17 protein-coding genes are annotated in these 20,041 nt (G+C 73.0%); 8 read left to right on the top strand and 9 right to left on the bottom strand.

Translation table 11 applies throughout. The annotated features are described in order from the left end of the window. The first annotated feature begins 51 nt into the window (after window positions 1–51). The 5 genes from HDC93_RS19705 to HDC93_RS19685 are packed head-to-tail and all read left to right on the top strand — an operon-like array spanning window position 52 to window position 6,039. On the top strand, window positions 52–1,905 hold the full coding sequence (locus tag HDC93_RS19705; protein WP_185012197.1) for an ABC transporter substrate-binding protein: 1,854 nt from the start codon (window positions 52–54) through the stop codon (window positions 1,903–1,905). 18 nt (window positions 1,906–1,923) lie between these two features. After that, window positions 1,924–2,970, top strand: coding sequence for an ABC transporter permease (locus HDC93_RS19700; protein WP_185012196.1), 1,047 nt, complete (start codon window positions 1,924–1,926; stop codon window positions 2,968–2,970). Continuing rightward, complete coding sequence (locus tag HDC93_RS19695) at window positions 2,967–3,881, top strand: ABC transporter permease (protein WP_185012195.1); 915 nt, start codon at window positions 2,967–2,969, stop codon at window positions 3,879–3,881. The genes HDC93_RS19700 and HDC93_RS19695 overlap by 4 nt, the downstream gene beginning before the upstream one ends. Then, window positions 3,827–4,969 (top strand): ABC transporter ATP-binding protein, encoded by a 1,143-nt coding sequence (locus HDC93_RS19690; RefSeq protein WP_398985663.1) that lies wholly within the window; start codon window positions 3,827–3,829, stop codon window positions 4,967–4,969. The genes HDC93_RS19695 and HDC93_RS19690 overlap by 55 nt, the downstream gene beginning before the upstream one ends. Beyond that, the gene (locus HDC93_RS19685; RefSeq protein ID WP_185012193.1) at window positions 4,966–6,039 is read left to right on the top strand and encodes an ABC transporter ATP-binding protein; all 1,074 of its coding nucleotides are present in this window, start codon (window positions 4,966–4,968) and stop codon (window positions 6,037–6,039) included. Before HDC93_RS19690 ends, HDC93_RS19685 begins: the two co-directional genes overlap by 4 nt. On the opposite strand, the gene HDC93_RS19680 is transcribed toward HDC93_RS19685, so the two are convergent. The 9 genes from HDC93_RS19680 to rimP form a co-directional block, all read right to left on the bottom strand. Further along, complete coding sequence (locus HDC93_RS19680) at window positions 6,036–6,989, bottom strand: bifunctional riboflavin kinase/FAD synthetase (RefSeq protein ID WP_185012192.1); 954 nt, start codon at window positions 6,987–6,989, stop codon at window positions 6,036–6,038. The two genes, HDC93_RS19685 and HDC93_RS19680, sit on opposite strands and share 4 nt — an antisense overlap. Window positions 6,990–7,158: 169 nt before the next feature. Then, window positions 7,159–10,560, bottom strand: coding sequence for a trypsin-like peptidase domain-containing protein (locus HDC93_RS19675; RefSeq protein WP_185012191.1), 3,402 nt, complete (start codon window positions 10,558–10,560; stop codon window positions 7,159–7,161). A gap of 262 nt (window positions 10,561–10,822) precedes the next feature. Further along, a complete protein-coding gene (truB, locus tag HDC93_RS19670) occupies window positions 10,823–11,728 on the bottom strand; it encodes a tRNA pseudouridine(55) synthase TruB (RefSeq protein WP_185012190.1) in 906 nt (301 codons plus the stop codon). Beyond that, window positions 11,725–12,177 carry a 30S ribosome-binding factor RbfA gene (rbfA, locus tag HDC93_RS19665; RefSeq protein WP_185012189.1) on the bottom strand — a complete coding sequence of 151 codons (453 nt, stop codon included), beginning with the start codon at window positions 12,175–12,177 and terminating at the stop codon, window positions 11,725–11,727. The genes truB and rbfA overlap by 4 nt, the downstream gene beginning before the upstream one ends. A gap of 32 nt (window positions 12,178–12,209) precedes the next feature. Then, window positions 12,210–12,503, bottom strand: a complete 294-nt coding sequence (locus HDC93_RS19660) for a DUF503 domain-containing protein (protein ID WP_097221188.1) — start codon at window positions 12,501–12,503, stop codon at window positions 12,210–12,212. A gap of 133 nt (window positions 12,504–12,636) precedes the next feature. Next, window positions 12,637–15,732 carry a translation initiation factor IF-2 gene (gene infB, locus HDC93_RS39345; protein ID WP_185012188.1) on the bottom strand — a complete coding sequence of 1,032 codons (3,096 nt, stop codon included), beginning with the start codon at window positions 15,730–15,732 and terminating at the stop codon, window positions 12,637–12,639. A gap of 145 nt (window positions 15,733–15,877) precedes the next feature. Beyond that, window positions 15,878–16,174 carry a YlxR family protein gene (locus HDC93_RS19650; protein ID WP_078885411.1) on the bottom strand — a complete coding sequence of 99 codons (297 nt, stop codon included), beginning with the start codon at window positions 16,172–16,174 and terminating at the stop codon, window positions 15,878–15,880. A 102-nt stretch (window positions 16,175–16,276) separates the two neighbouring features. Next, complete coding sequence (gene nusA, locus HDC93_RS19645; protein WP_031111413.1) at window positions 16,277–17,275, bottom strand: transcription termination factor NusA; 999 nt, start codon at window positions 17,273–17,275, stop codon at window positions 16,277–16,279. Window positions 17,276–17,277: 2 nt separating this feature from the next. Beyond that, window positions 17,278–17,778, bottom strand: coding sequence for a ribosome maturation factor RimP (gene rimP / locus HDC93_RS19640; protein ID WP_185012187.1), 501 nt, complete (start codon window positions 17,776–17,778; stop codon window positions 17,278–17,280). Window positions 17,779–17,994: 216 nt separating this feature from the next. Here rimP and HDC93_RS19635 point away from each other — a divergent pair, with 216 nt between their 5' ends. Genes HDC93_RS19635 through HDC93_RS19625 form a run of 3 tightly spaced genes read left to right on the top strand, consistent with a single transcriptional unit; the run spans window position 17,995 to window position 19,937 of the window. Further along, entirely contained in the window at window positions 17,995–18,528 is a 534-nt protein-coding gene (locus HDC93_RS19635; RefSeq protein WP_185012186.1) for a hypothetical protein, read from the top strand. Next, window positions 18,525–18,989 (top strand): ferritin-like domain-containing protein, encoded by a 465-nt coding sequence (locus HDC93_RS19630; RefSeq protein ID WP_185012185.1) that lies wholly within the window; start codon window positions 18,525–18,527, stop codon window positions 18,987–18,989. The genes HDC93_RS19635 and HDC93_RS19630 overlap by 4 nt, the downstream gene beginning before the upstream one ends. Window positions 18,990–19,037: 48 nt before the next feature. Next, window positions 19,038–19,937: an aminoglycoside phosphotransferase family protein gene (locus tag HDC93_RS19625; protein ID WP_185012184.1), complete on the top strand. Its 900-nt coding sequence runs from the start codon at window positions 19,038–19,040 to the stop codon at window positions 19,935–19,937. Window positions 19,938–20,041: the final 104 nt, after the last annotated feature.

Here is a 20,041-nt window from a genome sequence, read left to right as displayed (position 1 = left end):
ACAGCTGATCAACCCGTCCTTCCCGTCCGAGCGATGACGCGAGGTCCGACCATGGGCACGAACGATCAGAAACGCAGCCTCCCGCGCGGCCTCCGGCTCGTCGCCCTGGCCGGGGCCGCCGCGCTCACCCTCACCGCCGGTCTCGCGACCCCGCTCGCCCCGGCTCCCCAGCAGGCCCGGGCGGCCGACGACGGCAAGAAGGTGCTGACCGTCGCCGTGGCGCAGAGCGTGGACTCGCTCAGCCCGTTCCTGGCGGTCCGGCTGCTCAGCACGAGCATTCACCGGCTCATGTACGAGTACCTGACCAACTACGACCCCAGGGACAACCACGCCATCCCGGGGCTGGCCACCAAGTGGGAGTCGTCGTCGGACAAGCTGACGTGGACGTACACGATCCGCGCCAACTCCACATGGTCGGACGGCGAGCAGGCCACCGCCGAGGACGCGGCGTGGACCTTCAACAAGATGATGACCGACACCGGCGCGGCCACGGCGAACGGCAGCTACGTCGGGAACTTCCGGAAGGTGACGGCACCGAGCCCCACGAAGCTGGTCATCGAGCTGAAGAAGCCGCAGGCCACGATGGCCGCGCTGGACGTGCCGATCGTGCCGAAGCACGTGTGGGAGAAGGTCTCGGACTTCTCCGAGTTCAACAACGACAAGAGCTTCCCCGTCGTGGGGAACGGGCCGTTCGTGCTCAGCGGCTACAAGGCCGACAGCTATGTCCGGCTCAAGGCCAACAAGGACTTCTGGCGTGGGTCGCCGAAGTTCGACGAGCTGGTCTTCCGCTACTACAAGGACCAGGACGCAGCCGTGTCGGCGCTGCGCAAGGGCGAGGTGTCCTTCGTCGCCGGGTCCCCGTCCCTGACGCCCGCTCAGACGGAGTCCTTGGAGGGCGCGGACGACATCCAGGTGAACGACGCCCCCGGCCGCCGCTTCTACGCCCTCGCCACCAATCCGGGCGCCAAGGCGAAGAACGGCAAGAAGTTCGGCGACGGCCACCCCTCCCTGCTGGACCAGCGGGTGCGCAACGCGCTGTTCCGTGCTGTCGACCGCGAGGCCATCATCGACAAGGTGTTCCGGGGCCACGCCGTCGAGGGTGAGGGCTATATCCCGCCGCGCTTCCAGGACTACTTCTGGAAGCCCTCCGCGGACCGGAAGCTGGCGTACGACCCGGCCGAGGCGGCCCGGCTGCTCGACCATGCGGGGTACAAGAAGAACGGCGACGGCAAACGCGTCGGCAAGGACGGCAAGCCGATCACCTACCGTGTGCTGTGCCACGCCACCGACCCCAACGACAAGGCGGTCGGCAAGTACCTCCAGGAGTGGTGGGGCGAGCTCGGCATCGGCGTCCAGCTCAACTGCCTGGACAACGTGACCGACCCGTGGCTGGCCGGCAAGTACGACCTGGCGTTCGACGGCTGGTCGGTCAACCCCGACCCCGACTTCGTGCTGTCGATCCACACCTGCGGGGCGCTGCCGGCGACCCCGGAGGAGACGGGCGCGACGGACAACTTCATCTGCGACAAGAAGTACGACGAGCTCTACGCCCGGCAGCTCACCGAGTACGACCCCGCCAAACGGGCGGACATCGTCAAGCAGATGGAGTCGCGGCTGTACGACCTCGGGTACATGAACGTCATGGCGTATCCGAACGCGGTCGAGGCCTTCCGGACGGACCAGATCAAGTCGATCACGACCATGCCGGCGAAGGCGGGCAACATCTACGGCCAGGACGGCTACTGGAGCTGGTGGTCGGCGGTGCCCGCGGACTCCGGCGGGTCCTCGGACAACGCGTCGTCGACGGGCGTCGTGGTGGGGATCGTCGCGGGTGTCGTGATCCTGGGCGGGCTCGGCGCCTTCGCGGCGATGCGGCGGCGGGCCACCGCCGAGGAACGCGAGTAGGGCGGCGAGCGGCTACCCATGACCGCTGACGCGACCCCCGCGCTGGTCGAGGACGAGCAGAGGGCGGCCGGGCCGCGGGTACGCAAGAGCTCCGCGTACCCGCGGTACCTGGCGGGCAAGGTGGCCGGTGCCGCCGTCTCGCTGCTGGCCGTGCTCGTGACCAGCTTCTTCCTCTTCCGGCTGATCCCCGGCGACCCGGTGAAGACCATGACGGGCGGCCGTCAGGTGTCGGCGGAGCAGCTGGCCGCCTACCGCGAGGAGTTCGGGCTCGACCTGCCCCTGTGGCGGCAGTTCACGGACTACTGCGGCAAGGCGCTCACGGGCGACTTCGGGACGTCGTACCAGTTCCGCGCCCCCGTCGTCGACAAGATCACCGAGGCGCTGCCGAACACCCTGCTGCTCACCGGGACCGCGTTCGTCCTCTACACGGCGCTGGGCATTCTCCTCGGCACCCGGTCGGCCTGGCGGCACGGCCGGCCGGGCGACCGCGTCAACACGGGCCTCGCGCTGACGCTGTACTCCATCCCGTCCTTCTGGCTGGGGCTGCTGCTGATCATCGTGCTGTCGGTGGGCATCGGCCCGCTGCCCGGCATGTTCCCGACCGGCGGCATGGAGTCGGGCGGCGAGGAGGGCTTCGCATACGTCCTGGACGTGGCGCACCATCTGGTGCTGCCGGTGGTGACGCTGGTGGCCGTGGAGTACGGACAGACCCTGCTGGTCATGCGGTCGGCGCTGCTGGACGAGATGGGCAGCGACTATCTGACGACCGCGCGGGCCAAGGGGCTGCGCGACGACCTCGTACGCCGCCGGCACGCCGTGCCGAACGCGCTGCTGCCGACCGTGACGCTGATCTTCATCAACCTCGGGCGGACGGTGGCGGGCGTGATCCTCGTGGAGACGGTGTTCTCCTGGCCCGGCCTCGGCGGGCTCTTCTACCAGGCGCTGAGCGTGCCCGATCTGCCGCTCGTGCAGGGGCTGTTCTTCGTGTTCGCCGCCGCGGTGATCCTGATGAACACCCTCGCCGACCTGGTCTATCCGCTGCTGGACCCCCGGGTGGCCCGATGACGACGACTGCCGGGACGGCCCCGAGCCCGCGCGCCCTGGCCCGGCAGCGCCGCCGGGCGTCCGTCGCCCGCTTCTGGCGTCAGTACCGCTCCGAACGGGCGGGGCTGTACGGCCTGACGGTGCTCGCGCTGTGCGCGCTGCTGGCGCTGTTCGCACCGCTGTTCGTCGGCTCCGACGTGAGCAGCGTGACGGACGCGCCGGGGCGCCCGATGCAGAGCCCGAGCGCCGAGTTCCCGCTCGGCACCGACCAGTTCGGGCGTGACCTGCTGGGCCTGGTGATCTGGGGCTCGCGGGTGTCGCTGCTGGTCGGGCTGCTGGCCGCCGTGCTGTCGGTGGCGATCGGCACGCTGATCGGGGTGACGGCGGGGCACTTCAAGGGCTGGTACGCGACGGTGATGATGCGGATCACCGACTGGTTCCTGGTCATGCCGACGCTGGTGCTCGCGATCGCTCTGGCGACCGTGATGTCCCGCTCGCTGACCACGACCGTCGTGGCGATCGGCGTCACCACCTGGCCGACCACGGCCCGGCTGGTGCGGGCCCAGACCCTCGCGGTGGAGACCCGGCCGTACATCGAGCGGGCGCAGGCGCTCGGCGGCGGCCACTGGCACGTCATGTCCCGGCACGTCCTGCCGAACGTCATGCCGCTGGTCCTGGCCCAGACGACCCTGATCATCTCCTCGGCCATCCTCGCGGAGGCGACGCTCGCCTTCCTGGGCCTCGGCGACCCCACGGTCGTGTCGTGGGGCGGACTGCTCCAGGACGCGCGCGAGGCCGGCGCGGTCAGTGCCGGGGACTGGTGGTACCTGGTGCCGCCGGGCATCGCCATCGCCGTGGTGGCGCTGGCGTTCACGCTGTGCGGCCGGGCCGTGGAGGCCGTCCTCAACCCCAGGCTGGGGGTGTCGCGTTGAATCTGCTCGACGTCAGGAACCTGACCGTGACGTACGCGGGCGGGGCCGCCGCCGTGCGCGGGGTGGACCTGCGCCTGGACGCGGGCCAGAAGCTCGGTCTCGCCGGGGAGTCCGGCTGCGGCAAGTCCACGCTGGCACTGGCCCTGCTGCGGCTGCTGCCTGCCGGAGCGCGGATCACCGGGGAGGTGTTCCTCGACGGCGAGGACGTGCTGACCATGAAGTGGGGCCGGGTCCGGGCGGTCCGCTGGGCCGGGGCCTCCCTCGTCTTCCAGGGCGCGATGCACTCCCTCAACGCCGTGCACCGGGTCGGCGACCAGATCGCCGAGCCGATGCTGCTGCACAGGAAGGCCACGGCGGCCGGGGCGAAGAAGAAGACCGGGGAACTGCTGGAGCAGGTCGGCCTGCCGGCCGCCCGCGCGGACGCGTACCCGCACGAGCTGTCCGGTGGCCAGCGCCAGCGCGTCATGATCGCCATGGCCCTGGCCTGCGACCCGCGGCTCATCATCGCGGACGAGCCGACGACCGCGCTCGACGTGATGATCCAGGCCCAGATCCTCCGGCTCATCGAGCAGCTGGTCGCGGACCAGGACCTGGGCCTGATCATGATCAGCCACGACCTCGCCGTCCTCGCCGACACCTGCGACCGGCTCGCGGTGATGTACGCGGGCCGGGTGGTCGAGGAGGGCCCGGCCCGGCAGGTGTACGAGGACGCCCGGCACCCCTACGCCCGGGCTCTGTCATCCGCGTTCCCGCGCATCGGCGACCCGGCGTCCCGGTTCGCCCCGCAAGGACTGGCGGGCGACCCGCCGGACCCGGCGGCGCTGCCGTCGGGCTGCACGTTCCATCCGCGCTGCCCGGGGGCGCTGGAGTCGTGCCCCGAGGAGGACCCGGTGCTGCGGGCGGCGGGGCCGGAGCGGCGGGCCGCGTGTGTGCTGGTCGGACCGCCGGAAGCGGAAGCCGCCGACGAACGGGCGACGACCGAGCCCGCGGCCCCCGAGAGCGGATCGGCCGGCGAACCGAAGGCCCCCGCGAACGGCCAGGCCGACGAACCGGAGGCCCTTGAGGAAGCGAGGCCCGGCACGCCATGACCCTCTCCCCCACGGCCCCCGAGGTCACCACGGCGCCCCTGCTCAGGGCCCAGGGCCTCCACGTCACCTTTCCCGGCCGGCACGGCGGCCCCCGGGCCCGCGCGGTGGACGGCGTCGACCTCGACATCCGCCGGGGCGAGATCGTCGCCCTGGTCGGCGAGTCGGGCTGCGGCAAGACGACCCTGGCCCGCAGCCTGCTCGGGCTGGTCGAGCCGACGGCGGGCCGGGTCACCTTCGACGGCCGCCCGCTGGACTACTCCGGCCGGTCCCTGAAGGCCTACCGCAAACGCGTCCAGCTGGTCCTCCAGGACCCGAGCGGCTCGCTCAACCCCCGCCACACGGTGTACGACGCGGTCGCCGAGGGCCTGCGCATCCACGGCTACGGCGGTGACGAACGCACTGCGGTCGCCGGCGCCCTGTCCCGGGCCGGCCTGCGCCCTCCGGAACGCTTCTTCCTGCGCTACCCGCACGAACTGTCCGGCGGGCAGCGCCAGCGGGTCGTCATCGCCGGCGCGCTCGTCCTGGAACCCGAACTCCTCGTCGCCGACGAGCCGGTGGCGTCCCTCGACGCCTCGGTACGCGGCGAGATCCTCGCCCTGCTGCTGCGCCTGCGCACCGAACTGGGCCTGTCCGCACTGGTGGTCACGCACGACCTGGGCCTGGCGTGGAACATCGCCGACCGGGTCGCCGTGATGTACCTGGGCCGGATCGTGGAGACGGGGGCGGTGGAGCAGGTCCTGACGGCACCGCGGCATCCCTACACGCAGGCGCTGCTGTCCGTCCTCCCGGAGGCACCCGGCGCCCCGGTGATCCTCACGGGCGAGCCCCCCGACCCGACCCACGTCCCGTCAGGCTGCCGCTTCCACGTGCGCTGCCAGATCCTGGCCAGTGGAGAGGCGGACCGGGCGGGCGTGTCGGACGCGTGCAGGGGCCTGGACTTGCCGGTGCTGAGCGGCGGCGGAGAATCACGGGTGGCCTGTCACTGGGCAGCTGCGTACGCGCCCCGAAGGGGCGCGGGAAACTGCGCGACAAGCCCCCACCCGCCCGCAGACGGCCCACAAGGAGACTAGGCAGCCCCCTCGGCCGCCACCAACTCCGCGCACTTCTCGACGTCCTGCCCCATTTGAACCAGCAGCGCGTCCAGCGTCTCGAACTTCGCCTGGCCCCGTACGAACGCCAAGAAGTCGACCGCGGCATGCAACCCGTACAGATCGAGCCCCACCCGGTCGATGGCGTACGCCTCCACCGTGCGCTCGGTCCCCTCGAACTGCGGGTTCGTCCCCACGGAGATCGCCGCCGGCATCGCCTCCCCCTGGGCGTGCAGCCAGCCGGCGTACACACCGTCGGCCGGGATGGCCGTGTGCGGCAGCGTCTCGACGTTCGCGGTGGGGAAGCCCAGTTCGCGCCCGCGCTGGGCGCCCCGGACGACGACGCCCTCGACCCGGTGCGGGCGGCCCAGGATCTCCGCCGCGCCCTCGACGTCGCCCTCGGCGACCAGCCGCCGCGTCAGCGTGGAGGAGAACGGCTCGCCGCCGCCCGCCTCACCCGTCACGTACAGGTCGACGACCTCGACCTCGAAGTCGTAGGTCTTGCCCTGCGTGGACAGGAACTCCACGTTCCCGGCGGCCTTGTGGCCGAAGCGGAAGTTGGGGCCCTCCACGACCGCCTTGGCGTGCAGCTTGTCGACGAGGACCTTGACGACGAAGTCGGCCGGGGACAGCTTCGAGAACTCGGTGGTGAAGGGGAGGATGAGCACCGCGTCCACGCCCAGGTCGGCCATGAGTTCGGCGCGGCGGTGGTGCGGGGCGAGCAACGGCGGGTGGCTGCCCGGGCGGACGACCTCGCTGGGGTGCGGGTCGAAGGTGACGACCACGGCGGGCACGCCCAGCTCCCGGGCGCGGTCCACGGCATGCCGGATGATCAGCTGGTGCCCGCGGTGCACTCCGTCGTAGGAGCCGATGGTGACGACGCTGCGCCCCCAGTCCTGGGGGATGTCCTCCAAGCCACGCCAGCGCTGCACTGTGCCTGCTCCTTGTCGAAAGCTCGTCGAACCCGTGTCCGGTCGTTGTTCGTGATTGCCTCGTGCGCAGGTCTAAGGGTGCCATGCCGGGTGCCTCCTGCCAGCATCGGCATGGGGGCTGTGACAGGGCGCACGACGCCGTACCGCGGCCCGGCGCCCGGGAGGCCGGTCAGGCGGGGACGCCCGCGCCCGCCAGGTTCTCGATCATCCGGTGGGAACTGGGCCCGACCAGGGCCGCCCACTCCTCGGGCGCGCCGGTCAGCCAGGCGGCCGCACGGGCGGCGAAGCCGGGCACGTGCCGGCCCAGGGCGACCAGGGCGCGGTCGAAGCGCGTGGCGCCCTCCGGGGTGCGTACGAGGAGCAGTCCGATGCGGTGGACGAGGTCGCACAGGTCGTCGCCGCCGTTGCGGGCGGCGGCGTTCAGCAGCGCGTCCAGGACGTCGGTGTCGTACTCCCGGGCGAGGAGCGCGTCACGCAGTTCGCGGCGCAGCGGGCGCGAGGCGGGGACGCCGGGCAGGCTGAGGACGCCGGCGAGGGCGCAGCGCAGCCGTACCGGGCCGTCCTCCAGCAGGCCGGTGACCAGCGGCAGGAGCACGGGCCGGGCGGCGGGTCCGCGGTCGAGCCGCTGGTCCGCGTAGCCGGCCACCTGCCCGGCGAGTTCCGGCCGCTGCCGCGCCGCCCGGCACACCAGCGCGGCGACCCGCCGGGCCAGGCCGGGCGGGGTGGCGTCGGCGAGTGCCCGCAGCGCCTCCTCCGCGTCGGGCCGCTCCAACCGGGCCGCGAAGGCCCCGAGGACCGGCTCGGGGTCGGTCAGGAGTGCTCCGGCCAGCGCGTCCGGTGAGAACCTCGGGTCGCCCGCCGCGAAGTGCTCCAGCGCCCGGGGGAGGTAGCGGGCCCGGGTGTGGGGGTCCTGGACGAGGAGGGCGAGGGCGCCGCCGTGCAGGGAGCGGTCGGCGGGACGGGCGAGCAGGGTGAGGGCGGCGTAGCGCAGGAGGGCGCGGTCGCCTCCGGTGCTCACGCGCGGTGCGACGCGCAGTCCGTGCGCCACCGCCGCGCTCCGCCGGGCGGGCCGCTCGTCGCGGGCCCACCGGTCGACGGCCCGGCACACCGCCGACGGTTCCTCCTCGGTCAGGACGGCGAGCAGTTCGTCGGCCCTCGGGTGCGCGCGCTCGACGAGGACGTCCGTCAGCTGGTCCAGGGCGCCGTGGCGGTGGGTGTGCAGCAGCGCCTGGGCGGCGGTGGCGACGGTCGCGTGCGGGGTGGCGGGCAGCGGCTGTTCGTCGTCGAACCAGCGGGCCAGCTGCGGTTGCACGGGGTTGGGGTCGGCGGCGAGGAGTCCGGCGACGGCGTCCAGGAAGCGGGGGCCGGCCTCGCACGGGGGTCCGTCGGCGTGGACCAGCCGCCGCAGCAGGGCGCAGCGTGTCTCCTCGGGCAGGCGCAGGCCGGTCCAGAAGGCGGGCCCGAGCTCTTCCGGCACGGGCCGCTCCTGGCGCCGCCAGGCCACGATCCGGTCGGCGAGCAGCCGCAGCACCTCCGCGTAGGGCGCCGCGTCGGGCATGGCCGAGAGCGTCCCGGCGAGCAGCCTGGCGGCCCACCAGGAGCGTGGATCGGCGTCCAGGGCGTGCACCAGGTCGGCCAGGCGGGAGGCCGGCCGACCGGCGCCGTGCTGGCGGGCGAGGCAGAGCAGGGCCTGGACGACCGGCCCGATGCGGTGGTGCGGCACGGGGTCGCACTGCGCGTCCTCGCCGCGGTGGACGAGGACGGACAGGGCCTCGTCGAGGTCGAGGTGGGCGCCCTGGAGCCAGTCGGCGAACCCTTCGTGCGCGAAGCGGTATCCGGCCCCGGCGGGCACGAGCAGGCCCTCGGCGAGCACGGCCGACGCCCAGCCCGGACAGCCGCCGAGCCGCGCCGGGGCGGGCCCCCACGGGAACACCTCCTCGAACGCCTCCCGGTCGAGGTCCCCCGACCCCGGGCCGAGGCTGCGCCGGGCGGCCTCGTGCACCTGCCCGGCGACCTTGGCGGCCAGCCGGCGTACGGCGGTGCCGTGCAGGCCGTTGCCGGTGGCCAGCCGGGTGGCGATGCGCAGGGACATCAGGTCCAGGTAGGCCGTGAAGACGTCGTGCCGGTCGATCGCCGCCCGTTCCGGGGGCGCGGAGGCGGCCGCCAGGACCTCGGCGAGGAGACCGAGGGCGAGGGGATGCCGGGCGTCGGCCGGGACGAGGGCGTGATCGGGGATGCCAAGGCTCTGGCGTGCCTCCCGGGCCTCGTCCTCGGTGAGGTCGCCGAGCCGCACGCACTGCTCCGCGGGGAAGGACGTGGTCTCCCAGTACTCCGCCCGGCACGCCACCACCAGCCGGGTTCCCGTTTCCCGCAGCCACCGCGCGGTCCCCTCCGCCCAGTCGGTCATCCGGCGGGCCAGGGCCGGTGGCATCTCCTCGGGGCCGTCGAGCAGAAGCAGCAGGGGGCGGCCCAGGGAGCGGGCGAGGCGGGCGAGGCGCTCGGGTGTGATGTCGCCGAGGTCGGCGCGGGCGGCGGCCGCCACGGCGGGGGCCGCCCGGTCCAGCGCCCGGCGGGCCGCGTCCGCCACCGACGCATCGCCGTCCCGCAGTTCGCAGCCGCGCAGCCACAGCGTGGGCCGCGCCTCTCTCCGGCGCCGCGCGGCGAGCGCGGCGAGCTCCGTCGTCCGGCCGCTGCCCGGTGGTCCGACGAGGCCGAGCACGGCCGACGGGCCTTCCATGAAGGCGGTGAACTCGGCTGCCACGGCAGCCCGTTCGACCGGTGGCGGGACGCCGGGGCCGTCGGGCGGGCCCTCCAGGGTTATCGAGGCGCCGGTCAGCTCCAGCATCCCGGCCGGGTTGAGGTCCGCGCCGTACGCGGGGACCGTCGCCGCGTTCTCGGCGAGCAGCTCGCCCAGCGGTCCCGCCGCCGCGGGGATCCGGGCTCGCAGCGGTACGGCGAACCCGACGTCGCGGTGGTCGGAGCTGAGCGCGGTGCCGAGGACCGCGACGACGGCACCGGTCCCGGCGTCGAGCACCGGGCCGCCGGCCGCTCCGCCACCCCGCCGCAGCGCGTCCCGCCCTGCCGTGCCGACCGCCAGCTCCAGCACGTCGTCGAGGCGGTGGAAACGGTCCGTGGCCGCGTACGTCACGGTGGCCGGGCCCAGCACCCGCGCCTCGCGCCAGCCCCCGGCGGCGATCCGGACGTAGGCGCCGGTCCCGGTCCCCTCCCGCACGGTGACCGGCAGCGGCGGCACGCCGAGCCCCTCGGTCCGGACGAGGGCCAGGTCCAGCGCGGGCAGCGGGGTGACCGCGTCGGCGGACACCACCCGGCGGCGGTCCCCGGCGCCGTGCAGGACGAGCCGGGGCAGGCCGTCGACGGCTTCGTGGCTGGTGATCAGCGTGCCGTGGTGGTCGGCCAGGAAGCCGGTGCCGCGGGGGCGGCCGGCCAGGTCGTGGATCCGGACGAGGGCGTCCGCAGGGACCGCCCCGTCCTCGATGTTCGCTGTTCCGGGGCGGTCCGGGGAGCCTTGTGGGCTGTCGTCCGTCTCCCGGGACCCGTTCCGCGACGCCATCGTCGAGCCTCCCCGCCGTACACCCGTGCCCTGGTGTTCGACAGTAGGGGCGGGATGATCAGCGGGACAGATCGCTCTGCGAAAGCGCCCCCTTCCGCTCCCCCGGTTCACTCCGAGCGCCCGCTCGGACGGGTGAAGGAGAGGGGGCGGCTGGATACACCCTAGGGGTGGGGGAACCGAGGGGGGACCGTGGAGCGGCGGCAGTGGAGGTACCCCGTGGCCGCCGCTCCACGTGCGGACACCCGGTCCCCCGTTTCCTGCGTCAGGCGAAGACGGCCAGACTCTTGGCCTTGCCCCGCTGCTCCTCGACGAGTGCGAGGAAGCGGCCCTCGGGGTCGAAGACGGCGACGGGGCCGGCGCCCGCGTACGTCTCGGGCATCTCCAGCCGCACGCCGTTGGTGAGCAGCTTGGCCCGCCGGTCATCGACGTCCCACCGGGGGAACGCGGCCGTGGCGGCCTCGGCGATGGGCATCACGGTCAGCTCCTGCTGGAGCTGGTCGAGCGTGCGGGCCGCGTCCAGCTTGTAGGGGCCGACGCGGGTGCGGCGCAGGGCGGTGAGGTGACCGCCCACGCCCAGGCCGGCGCCCAGGTCACGGGCCAGGGCCCGGATGTAGGTGCCGGAGGAGCAGACGACCGAGACGACCAGGTCGAGTACGGCCGTGCCGTCGTCGGCGAGGGCGTCGCGGACGTCGTACACGCCGAAGGAGGAGACCGTGACGGGCCGGGCCGGGATCTCGAACTCCTCGCCCTCGCGCGCCCGCTTGTAGGACCGCACGCCCTTGATCTTGATGGCGCTGACCTTGGACGGCGCCTGCATGATGTCGCCGGTCAGCTCGGCGATGCCGGCGTCGATCGCGTCGCGGGTGATCCTGGAGGCGTCCGTGGAGGAGGTGATCTCCCCCTCGGCGTCGTCCGTCAGGGTGTTCTGCCCGAGCCGGATGGTGCCCAGGTACTCCTTCTCGGTCAGCGCGAGGTGGCCGAGGAGCTTGGTGGCCCGCTCGACGCCGAGGACGAGGACGCCCGTCGCCATCGGGTCGAGGGTGCCTGCGTGCCCGACGCGTCGCGTCCTGGCGATGCCGCGCATCTTGGCGACGACGTCGTGCGAAGTGAAGCCCGACGGCTTGTCGACGATGACAAGGCCGTCGGGCGTGGTGTGCTTCTGGGTCATTCGGCGCTGTCGTCCGTCTCGTCGTCCTCTTCGGGCTTGCGGTACGGGTCGGCCTCGCCGGCGTACTTGGCGCCCGCGGACGCCTCGCGCACCTTCTCGTCGGACTGGCGCGCCTTGTCGAGGAGGTCCTCGATGGTGCGGGCGTTGTCCGGAAGGGCGTCCATGACGAAGGCCAGGGTCGGCGTGAACTTCACACCGGCGGCCCGGCCCACCTCGGAGCGCAGGATGCCCTTGGCGCTCTCCAGGCCGGCGGCGGCCGCCGCGCGCTCCTCGTCGTCCCCGTACACCGTGTAGAAGACGGTCGCCTCCCTGAGGTCACCCGTGACCCGGGTGTCCGTGATGGTGACGTGCGAGCCGAGCCGCGGGTCCTTGATCCCGCGCTGCAGCTTCTGGGCCACCACCTCTCGGATGAGGTCCGCCAGCCTCTTGGCACGCGCGTTGTCGGCCACTGGTCCGTCTCCTTAAGTGCTTACTCGTTGCTTCAGTCTTCGTCGCTGTGGAGCCTGCGTCGAACCGAGAGCAGTTCGACCTCGGGCCGCCCGGCGACGAGCCGCTCACAGCGGTCCAGTACGTCGGTGAGGTGTCCCGGCTCCCCCGAGACCACCGCGAGCCCGATCTCGGCCCTGCGATGGAGGTCCTGGTTCCCCGTCTCCGCCGCACTCACCCCGTACTTGCGCTGGAGTTCGGCCACGATCGGGCGGACGAGAGAGCGTTTTTCCTTGAGCGAGTGGACGTCGCCGAGGAGCAGATCGAAGGACAGAGTCCCCACGTACATGTGTGTATCCGGATGTCCCGCCGGTTCGGGGTGCGGGCGCCACGCTTCGACGCGAATACGGGAACCGTACACGCAACGGCCGGGGCCGATCGACGGAATAAGTCCCGTCGATCGGCCCCGATCGTGACTCGGATCAGACGCGCGGCTTCTCGCGCATCTCGTACGTCGCGATGACGTCGTCGACCTTGATGTCGTTGAAGTTGCCGAGGTTGATACCGCCCTCGAACCCTTCGCGGATCTCGGTGACGTCGTCCTTGAAGCGACGCAGACCCTCGATGTTGAGGCTCTCCGCGACCACCTTGCCGTCGCGGATGAGGCGCGCCTTGGTGTTGCGCTTGACCTCGCCGGAGCGGATGAGAACACCCGCGATGTTGCCCAGCTTGGACGACTTGAAGACCTCGCGGATCTCCGCCGTACCGAGCTCGACCTCTTCGTACTCCGGCTTGAGCATGCCCTTGAGGGCCGCCTCGATCTCCTCGATCGCCTGGTAGATGACCGAGTAGTACCGGACGTCGACACCCTCGCGCTCGGCCATCTGCTGCGCCCGCCCGGCGGCGCGCACGTTGAAGCCGATGACGATGGCGTCGGAGCCCATGGCCAGGTCGATGTCGGACTCCGTGACCGCACCGACACCACGGTGCAGGACGCGGATGTCGACCTCTTCGCCGACGTCCAGCTGGAGCAGCGAGGACTCGAGCGCCTCGACGGATCCGGAAGCGTCACCCTTGATGATCAGGTTCAGCTGCTGGACCTCGCCGGCCTTCAGCACCTTGTCCAGGTCCTCCAGCGACACGCGGCGCGTGCGCTTGGCGAACGCGGCGTTCCGCTCGCGGGCGGCGCGCTTCTCGGCGATCTGACGGGCCGTACGGTCCTCGTCGACCACCAGGAAGTTGTCGCCCGCACCCGGGACGTTGGTCAGGCCGAGGACCTGAACCGGCGTCGACGGGCCGGCCTCGGCAACGCTGTTGCCGTTGTCGTCGTGCATCGCCCGGACTCGGCCGTACGCGTCGCCGACCACCATGGTGTCGCCGACCCGCAGCGTGCCTCGCTGGACGAGGACCGTCGACACGGCACCACGGCCGCGGTCGAGGCGGGACTCGATCGAGATGCCCTGCGCGTCCTGGTTCGGGTTGGCCCGCAGGTCGAGCGAGGCGTCGGCCGTGAGGACCACGGCCTCCAGCAGGGAGTCGATGTGCAGACCCTGCTTGGCGGAGATGTCGACGAACATGGTGTCGCCGCCGTACTCCTCGGCCACCAGGCCGTACTCGGTCAGCTGACCGCGCACCTTGGTCGGGTCGGCACCCTCGACGTCGATCTTGTTGACCGCGACGACGATCGGGACCTCGGCCGCCTTGGCGTGGTTGAGCGCCTCGACCGTCTGCGGCATGACGCCGTCGTTGGCCGCGACGACGAGGATCGCGATGTCCGTCGACCGCGCACCACGGGCACGCATGGCGGTGAACGCCTCGTGACCCGGGGTGTCGATGAAGGTGATCTTGCGCTCTTCGTCGTTGACCTCGGTCGCGACCTGGTAGGCACCGATGTGCTGGGTGATGCCGCCGGCCTCGCCCGCGATGACGTTCGTCTTGCGGATGGCGTCGAGGAGCCGGGTCTTACCGTGGTCGACGTGACCCATGACGGTGACGACGGGCGGGCGGACCATCAGGTCCTCCTCGTCGCCCTCGTCCTCGCCGAACTCGATGTCGAAGGACTCGAGGAGCTCGCGGTCCTCCTCCTCCGGGCTGACGATCTGAACCGTGTAGTTCATCTCGTCGGCGAGGAGCTGCAGTGTCTCGTCCGAGACGGACTGCGTGGCCGTGACCATCTCGCCGAGGTTCATCATGACCGCGACGAGCGACGCCGGGTTGGCGTTGATCTTCTCCGCGAAGTCGGTGAGCGAGGCACCGCGCGACAGGCGAACGGTCTCGCCGTTGCCGCGAGGCAGCATCACACCGCCGACCGACGGGGCCTGCATGGCCTCGTACTCCTGGCGCCTCTGCCGCTTCGACTTGCGACCACGACGCGCGGGACCGCCGGGACGGCCGAAGGCACCCTGCGTGCCACCACGGCCGCCGGGACCGCCGGGACGACCACCGAAGCCGGGACGGCCACCGCCGCCGGGACCACCGGGACGACCGGCGAAACCGCCGCCACCGCCACCGGGACCGCCGGGACGCCCGGCGAAACCGCCACCGCCGCCACCGGGACGACCGGCGAAGCCGCCGCCACCGGGACGACCGCCGCCGCCGCCGGGACGACCGCCGCCGCCGGGACCGCGGCCGCCGGGGCCACCGCCGCCGGGACGCGGGCCGGCAGCAGGACGCTGCGGCATCATGCCGGGGTTGGGACGCGGGCCGCCGGGGCCGCCGCCGGGACGGGGGCCGCCGCCCTGCGGGCGGGGCATGCCGCCCGGGGTCGGACGCGCGCCGCCCGGAGCCTGCGGACGAGGACCGCCGCCGGCACCCTGCGGACGGGGACCGCCCTGGCCCTGGCCCTGCGGACGCGGGGCACCACCGGGGGCACCGGGGCCGCCCGGGCGCGGGGCACCGCCCGGACGGGGCGCCTGCGGGCGCGCCATGCCGGTGGAGCCACCAGAGGTGAACGGGTTGTTGCCCGGACGGGGACCCGCCGGACGGGCACCGGGACGCGGGGCGCCGCCACCCTGACGCGGAGCGCCGGGACGGTCGCCACGGTCACCACGGCCCTGGCCGCCCTGACCGCCCTGGCGCGGAGCACCGGGACGAGGCGACTGGCCGGCCGGACGCGGGGCGCCCGGACGCGGGCCGGAGCCCTGGGACGCAGCCGGGGCGGCGGGCGTCGACGGGGGCGCCGTGAACTCGGGCGCGGACGGAGCCGGGGACGCCGGGGCGGGCCGCGGCGCGGGCTTCGGGCCCGGGGTGGGACGGGGGCCGGGAGCGGCCGGCGCGGACGGAGCCGCGGGCTTCTCTGCGGCGGCCGGCTTGGGGGCCGGCGGGCGCGGGGCTGCCGGACGGGCAGCCTGCGCGGGTGAGGGGGCGCCCGGCTTCGCCGGGGCAGCCTTGCGGGCAGGGGCGGGCTTGCCGCCTCCGCTGCCCTGCTGGAGGGCGTCCGTCAGCTTGCGTACAACAGGCGCTTCGATCGTCGAAGACGCCGAACGGACGAATTCACCGAGTTCCTGGAGCTTGGCCATGACGACCTTGCTCTCGACGCCGAACTCCTTGGCGAGTTCGTAGACCCGGACCTTAGCCACTTCGCTCCTTTGAGGTCCGGGTTGCGTCCGGACCGTCGCTAGTTCATGGGCGTACTCATCGCGTACTCATCGAGTGCTCATCGCAATCTCGACCTGCTTTCGACTCGCGAGGTACCTAGCCGCACGGGGTTCCGTACGGCACGTCTTACCGTGTTGCCTGCTCGGCAACTGTTGTCTGCTCGACGTATCGGCGCAACGCCTTTGTGTCGAGCGGTCCCGGGACGCGCAGTGCCCTCGGGAACGCTCGGCGGCGTACCGCCTGGTCGAGACAGACCGGTGCGGGGTGTACGTACGCACCCCGGCCGGGCAGCGTACCGCTTGGATCAGGAACGCATGCGTCCTTGATCGTCACGATCCGCAACAGTTCGGCCTTGGCCGCTCGCTCCCGACACCCCACACAGGTGCGTTCAGGGCATGCGCGGGCGCGCGTCCGGCCAGACACCGTTAAGTCTACCTCCCCGTGCGCGCCTCACCCCTTTGGGGCAGGATTCGAACAGTTGGCGCGCATGAACCTGTCGTGATCTGAACGGCCCGCGGCTTGGATCTATTCCTCGGAGCCGTTCCCGGCCGGTTCCGTGTCCGGACGGATGTCGATGCGCCAGCCGGTCAGCCGGGCCGCGAGGCGGGCGTTCTGCCCCTCCTTGCCGATGGCCAGGGACAGCTGGTAGTCGGGCACGGTCACCCGGGCCGACCTGGTCGCCATGTCCACGATCTCCACCTTGGAGACGCGGGCCGGGGACAGCGCGTTCGCCACCATGTCGCCCGGGTCCTCCGACCAGTCGACGATGTCGATCTTCTCGCCGTTCAGCTCGCCCATGACGTTGCGTACACGGCCGCCCATGGGGCCGATGCAGGCGCCCTTGGCGTTCAGACCGGAACGGGTGGACCGTACGGCGATCTTCGTGCGGTGACCGGCCTCACGGGCGATCGCGGCGATCTCCACCGAGCCGTCGGCGATCTCCGGCACCTCCAGGGCGAAGAGCTTCTTCACCAGGTTGGGGTGCGTGCGCGACAGGGTGACGGAGGGCCCGCGGACGCCCTTGGCCACCCGGACGACGTAGGAGCGCAGCCGCATGCCGTGCGGGTAGGTCTCCCCCGGCACCTGCTCCTGCACCGGCAGGATGGCCTCGAGCTTGCCGATGTCGACGAGCACGTTCTTCGGGTCGCGGCCCTGCTGGACCACGCCGGTGACGATGTCGCCCTCACGGCCGGCGTACTCGCCGAGCGTCGCGTCGTCCTCGGCGTCGCGCAGGCGCTGCAGGATGACCTGCTTGGCCGTGGTGGCGGCGATACGGCCGAAGCCGGACGGGGTGTCGTCGAACTCGCGGGCCTCCTGGCCCTCCTCGAGGTCGTCGGGGTCCTCCTTCGCCCACACGGTCACATGGCCGGTCTCCCGGTTGAGCTCCACGCGCGCGTGGCGGCGGCTTCCCTCGGTGCGGTGGTAGGCGATGAGGAGGGCCGACTCGATCGCCTCGACCAGCAGGGAGAAGGAGATCTCCTTCTCCCGAACCAAGCCCCGCAGGGCGCTCATGTCGATGTCCACGGCTACGCCTCCTCTTCCTTCTTGTTGTCCTTGCGGCTGAACTCGACCTGGACACGCGCCCGGACGATGTCGTCGAAGGCGATTCTGCGCGCGGTGGCCTTGCGGCCCTTCACTCCGGGCACCTCGGTGTCGACACCCTCGTCGTCGACCTTCAGGATCCTGGCGACCAGCTCGCCGCCCTCGGACAGCTGGAACTTCACCAGCCGGTCCGTGGCGCGGACGTAGTGCCGGTGTTCCGTGAGGGGGCGCTCCGCGCCCGGGGTGCCGACCTCGAGGGTGTACTCGCCCTCGCCCATCGCGTTCGTCTCGTCGAGCTTCGCCGAGAGCGCGCGGCTCACATCGGCGATCAGGTCCAGGTCGGCGCCCGTGTCCGAGTCGACGACCACGCGCAGCACACGCTTGCGTCCGACGGAGTCCACTTCGATCTCTTCGAGGTCCAGGCCCTGAGTGGTGACGAGCGGCTCCAGCAGTTCTCGCAGCCTCTCGCTCTGGGTGGTGCTCATCCGGGTGACTCCTCGGCCGCGTGTGCTGTTGTGGGATGGGGCGCGTGTCTGGTCAAAGGGTATCCGGTCGCGGGGGGTGTTGCCGTCCACCCGGTCACGAACGGTGCCGCTGAGTGATGCCGGGCGGAGGCCCGGGTACCGTGATCACGGGCATGCAGCCCTTGCACTCCCTTCTTTCTCGCATGTTTCTCGAAACGAGCCCCGAGGACGTCTGACGTGCCCTTCCCCTCATCGCCGCGTGCCCGCTCGGGGCCGCGCAGAAGGAGTCTGCTCGCCGTCGCCCCGGCGGCCCTCACCCTGACGGGCTGCACCGGCGGGGACTCCGGCGGACCGGCCGGCGAGGACTCGTCGGCGGCGGACCGGGCACGCGCGCGTGCGGCCCGGGACAGCGAGGGTCTGGTGGAGCGCTACGACGCGGTGATCGCCGCCCGTCCGGGGCTCGCGGGGCGGCTGGGGCCGCTGCGCGAGGAGGTCGTCCGGCACGCGCGGGCGTTCGGCGGTGGCCGGAAAGCATCGCCCTCGGCGTCCTCTTCCCCCTCTCCTTCGGTGACCTCGGCCTCGCCCTCGTCCGCGACCGTGCCGGGGAACGACAAGGACGCCCTCGCCGGGCTCGCCGCGGCGGAGCGGGAGCTCGCCGGCCGGCGGACCAAGGCGCTCGGCGGAGCCCCGGGTGAGCTGGCACGCCTGCTGGCGTCGGTGGCGGCGGCCGGGGCGGCGCACGTGTATCTGCTGACGGAGGGTGACGCGTGAGCGAGGAGAAGGACCGGGAGCTGCGCGCGCTGCAGGCGGCGCTGGCGGCCGAGCACGCGGCGGTGTACGGCTACGGCATCGTCGGCGGGAGGATCGGCGACGGGCAGCGCACCGAGGCGCGCACGGCGTACGACGCGCACCGGGCGCGCAGGGATGCGCTGGTGCGTGAGGTGAAGGACCTGGGGGGCCGGCCGGTGGCCGCGTCCGCCGGTTACGCGCTGCCCTTCCAGGTGCCGGACTCGGCGGCGGCCGTGCGGCTCGCGGCCGAGCTGGAGGACCGGGTGGCGGGGGTGTACGCCGACCTGGTGCGCGCGGCGGGCGGCGGACGACGGACGCTGGCCGCCGAGGCGCTGCGGGAGGCGGCGGTGCGGGCGGTGCGCTGGCGCGGCGAGAGCGTAGCCTTCCCTGGGCTCGCCGAGCGGGCCGGCACGGCCCCGCCCTCGGCGGCGCCGACGGCGTGACCCGGGCCGGGCACGCACCGCGGACAGCACGAAGGGAACGGCTCGCGCATGGTTTTCGAACCGCCGAAGCGTCTGGTCAGGGCGCTCGGTGAGACGGCGCCGGACGGTGACGACTGGCTGGAGAAGCTGCCCGAGGCGGCGCAGCAGGCCGTCGCGCTACGCGAGTCGACCGTGGAGCGGGTGCAGGTGCCCGGCGGGCGCAGCAGCCTGGTCGTCCTGGTCCGGACCGCCGACGGGAGGCCCGCCGTGCTCAAGCTGGCGCCGGGCCGGGCCCGCCCGGAGGCCGAACGGGCCGCGCTGGCGCACTGGGCCGGGCGCGGTGCCGTGCAGCTGCTCGAGCCCTTCTTTGCTGAGGGGGTCCTGCTGCTGGAGCGGCTGCATCCGGACGTGTCGGTGCGGTCGCTGCCGGAGGCCAAGGCGTTGCTGGAGGCGGCGGGGACGCTGCGGCGGCTGTGGGTGGAGCCCCCCGCCGACTTCCCCTTCGAGACCGTGGCCGACCGGACCGGGCGGCAGGCCGAGGCGATGCGGGCCCGGGCGCAGGCCGATCCCGAGGTGGCCCCGCTGGTCGACCTGGCGCTCGCGGCGCGCGAGGAGCTGCTGACCGCGCCACCCGAACACCGGCTGCTGCACGGCACGTTCCGGCAGAGCAAGGTGCTCGGCGCGGAGCGGATGCCGTGGCTGGCCGTGGGTCCCGACCCGGTGGTCGGCGAGTGCGCCTTCGATCTGGCCCGGCTGGTCCGGGACCGGGTGGAGGACCTGATCGCCCAGCCGTCCGGCGCGGCCACCACCCGGCGCCGGGTGAAGCGGCTGGCCGAGTCCCTGGACGTGGACCAGGAGCGGCTGCGGGGCTGGACGCTGTTCAGGGCCGTGGAGTCGGGTGTGCGGGCGGGGCGGGTCGGACGGCCGCGCGACGCGGAGCTGCTGCTGGAGTTCGCGAGCTGGCTGTAGGGCGTCGGGGCGGGGGTCCGGCTGCCGCGCCCGGGACCTCCGGCCGGGACGTCGTCCTCGCGCCCCGGGCGGACTGATTTCGGCCAGTCCGCCCGGCCCTTTCG

This window comes from Streptomyces sp. AK010, from assembly GCF_014207295.1.
GTDB lineage: Bacteria > Actinomycetota > Actinomycetes > Streptomycetales > Streptomycetaceae > Streptomyces > Streptomyces massasporeus.
Note: the sequence above shows the minus strand (reverse complement) of the source record. Positions and strands in the feature narration are given on the sequence as shown.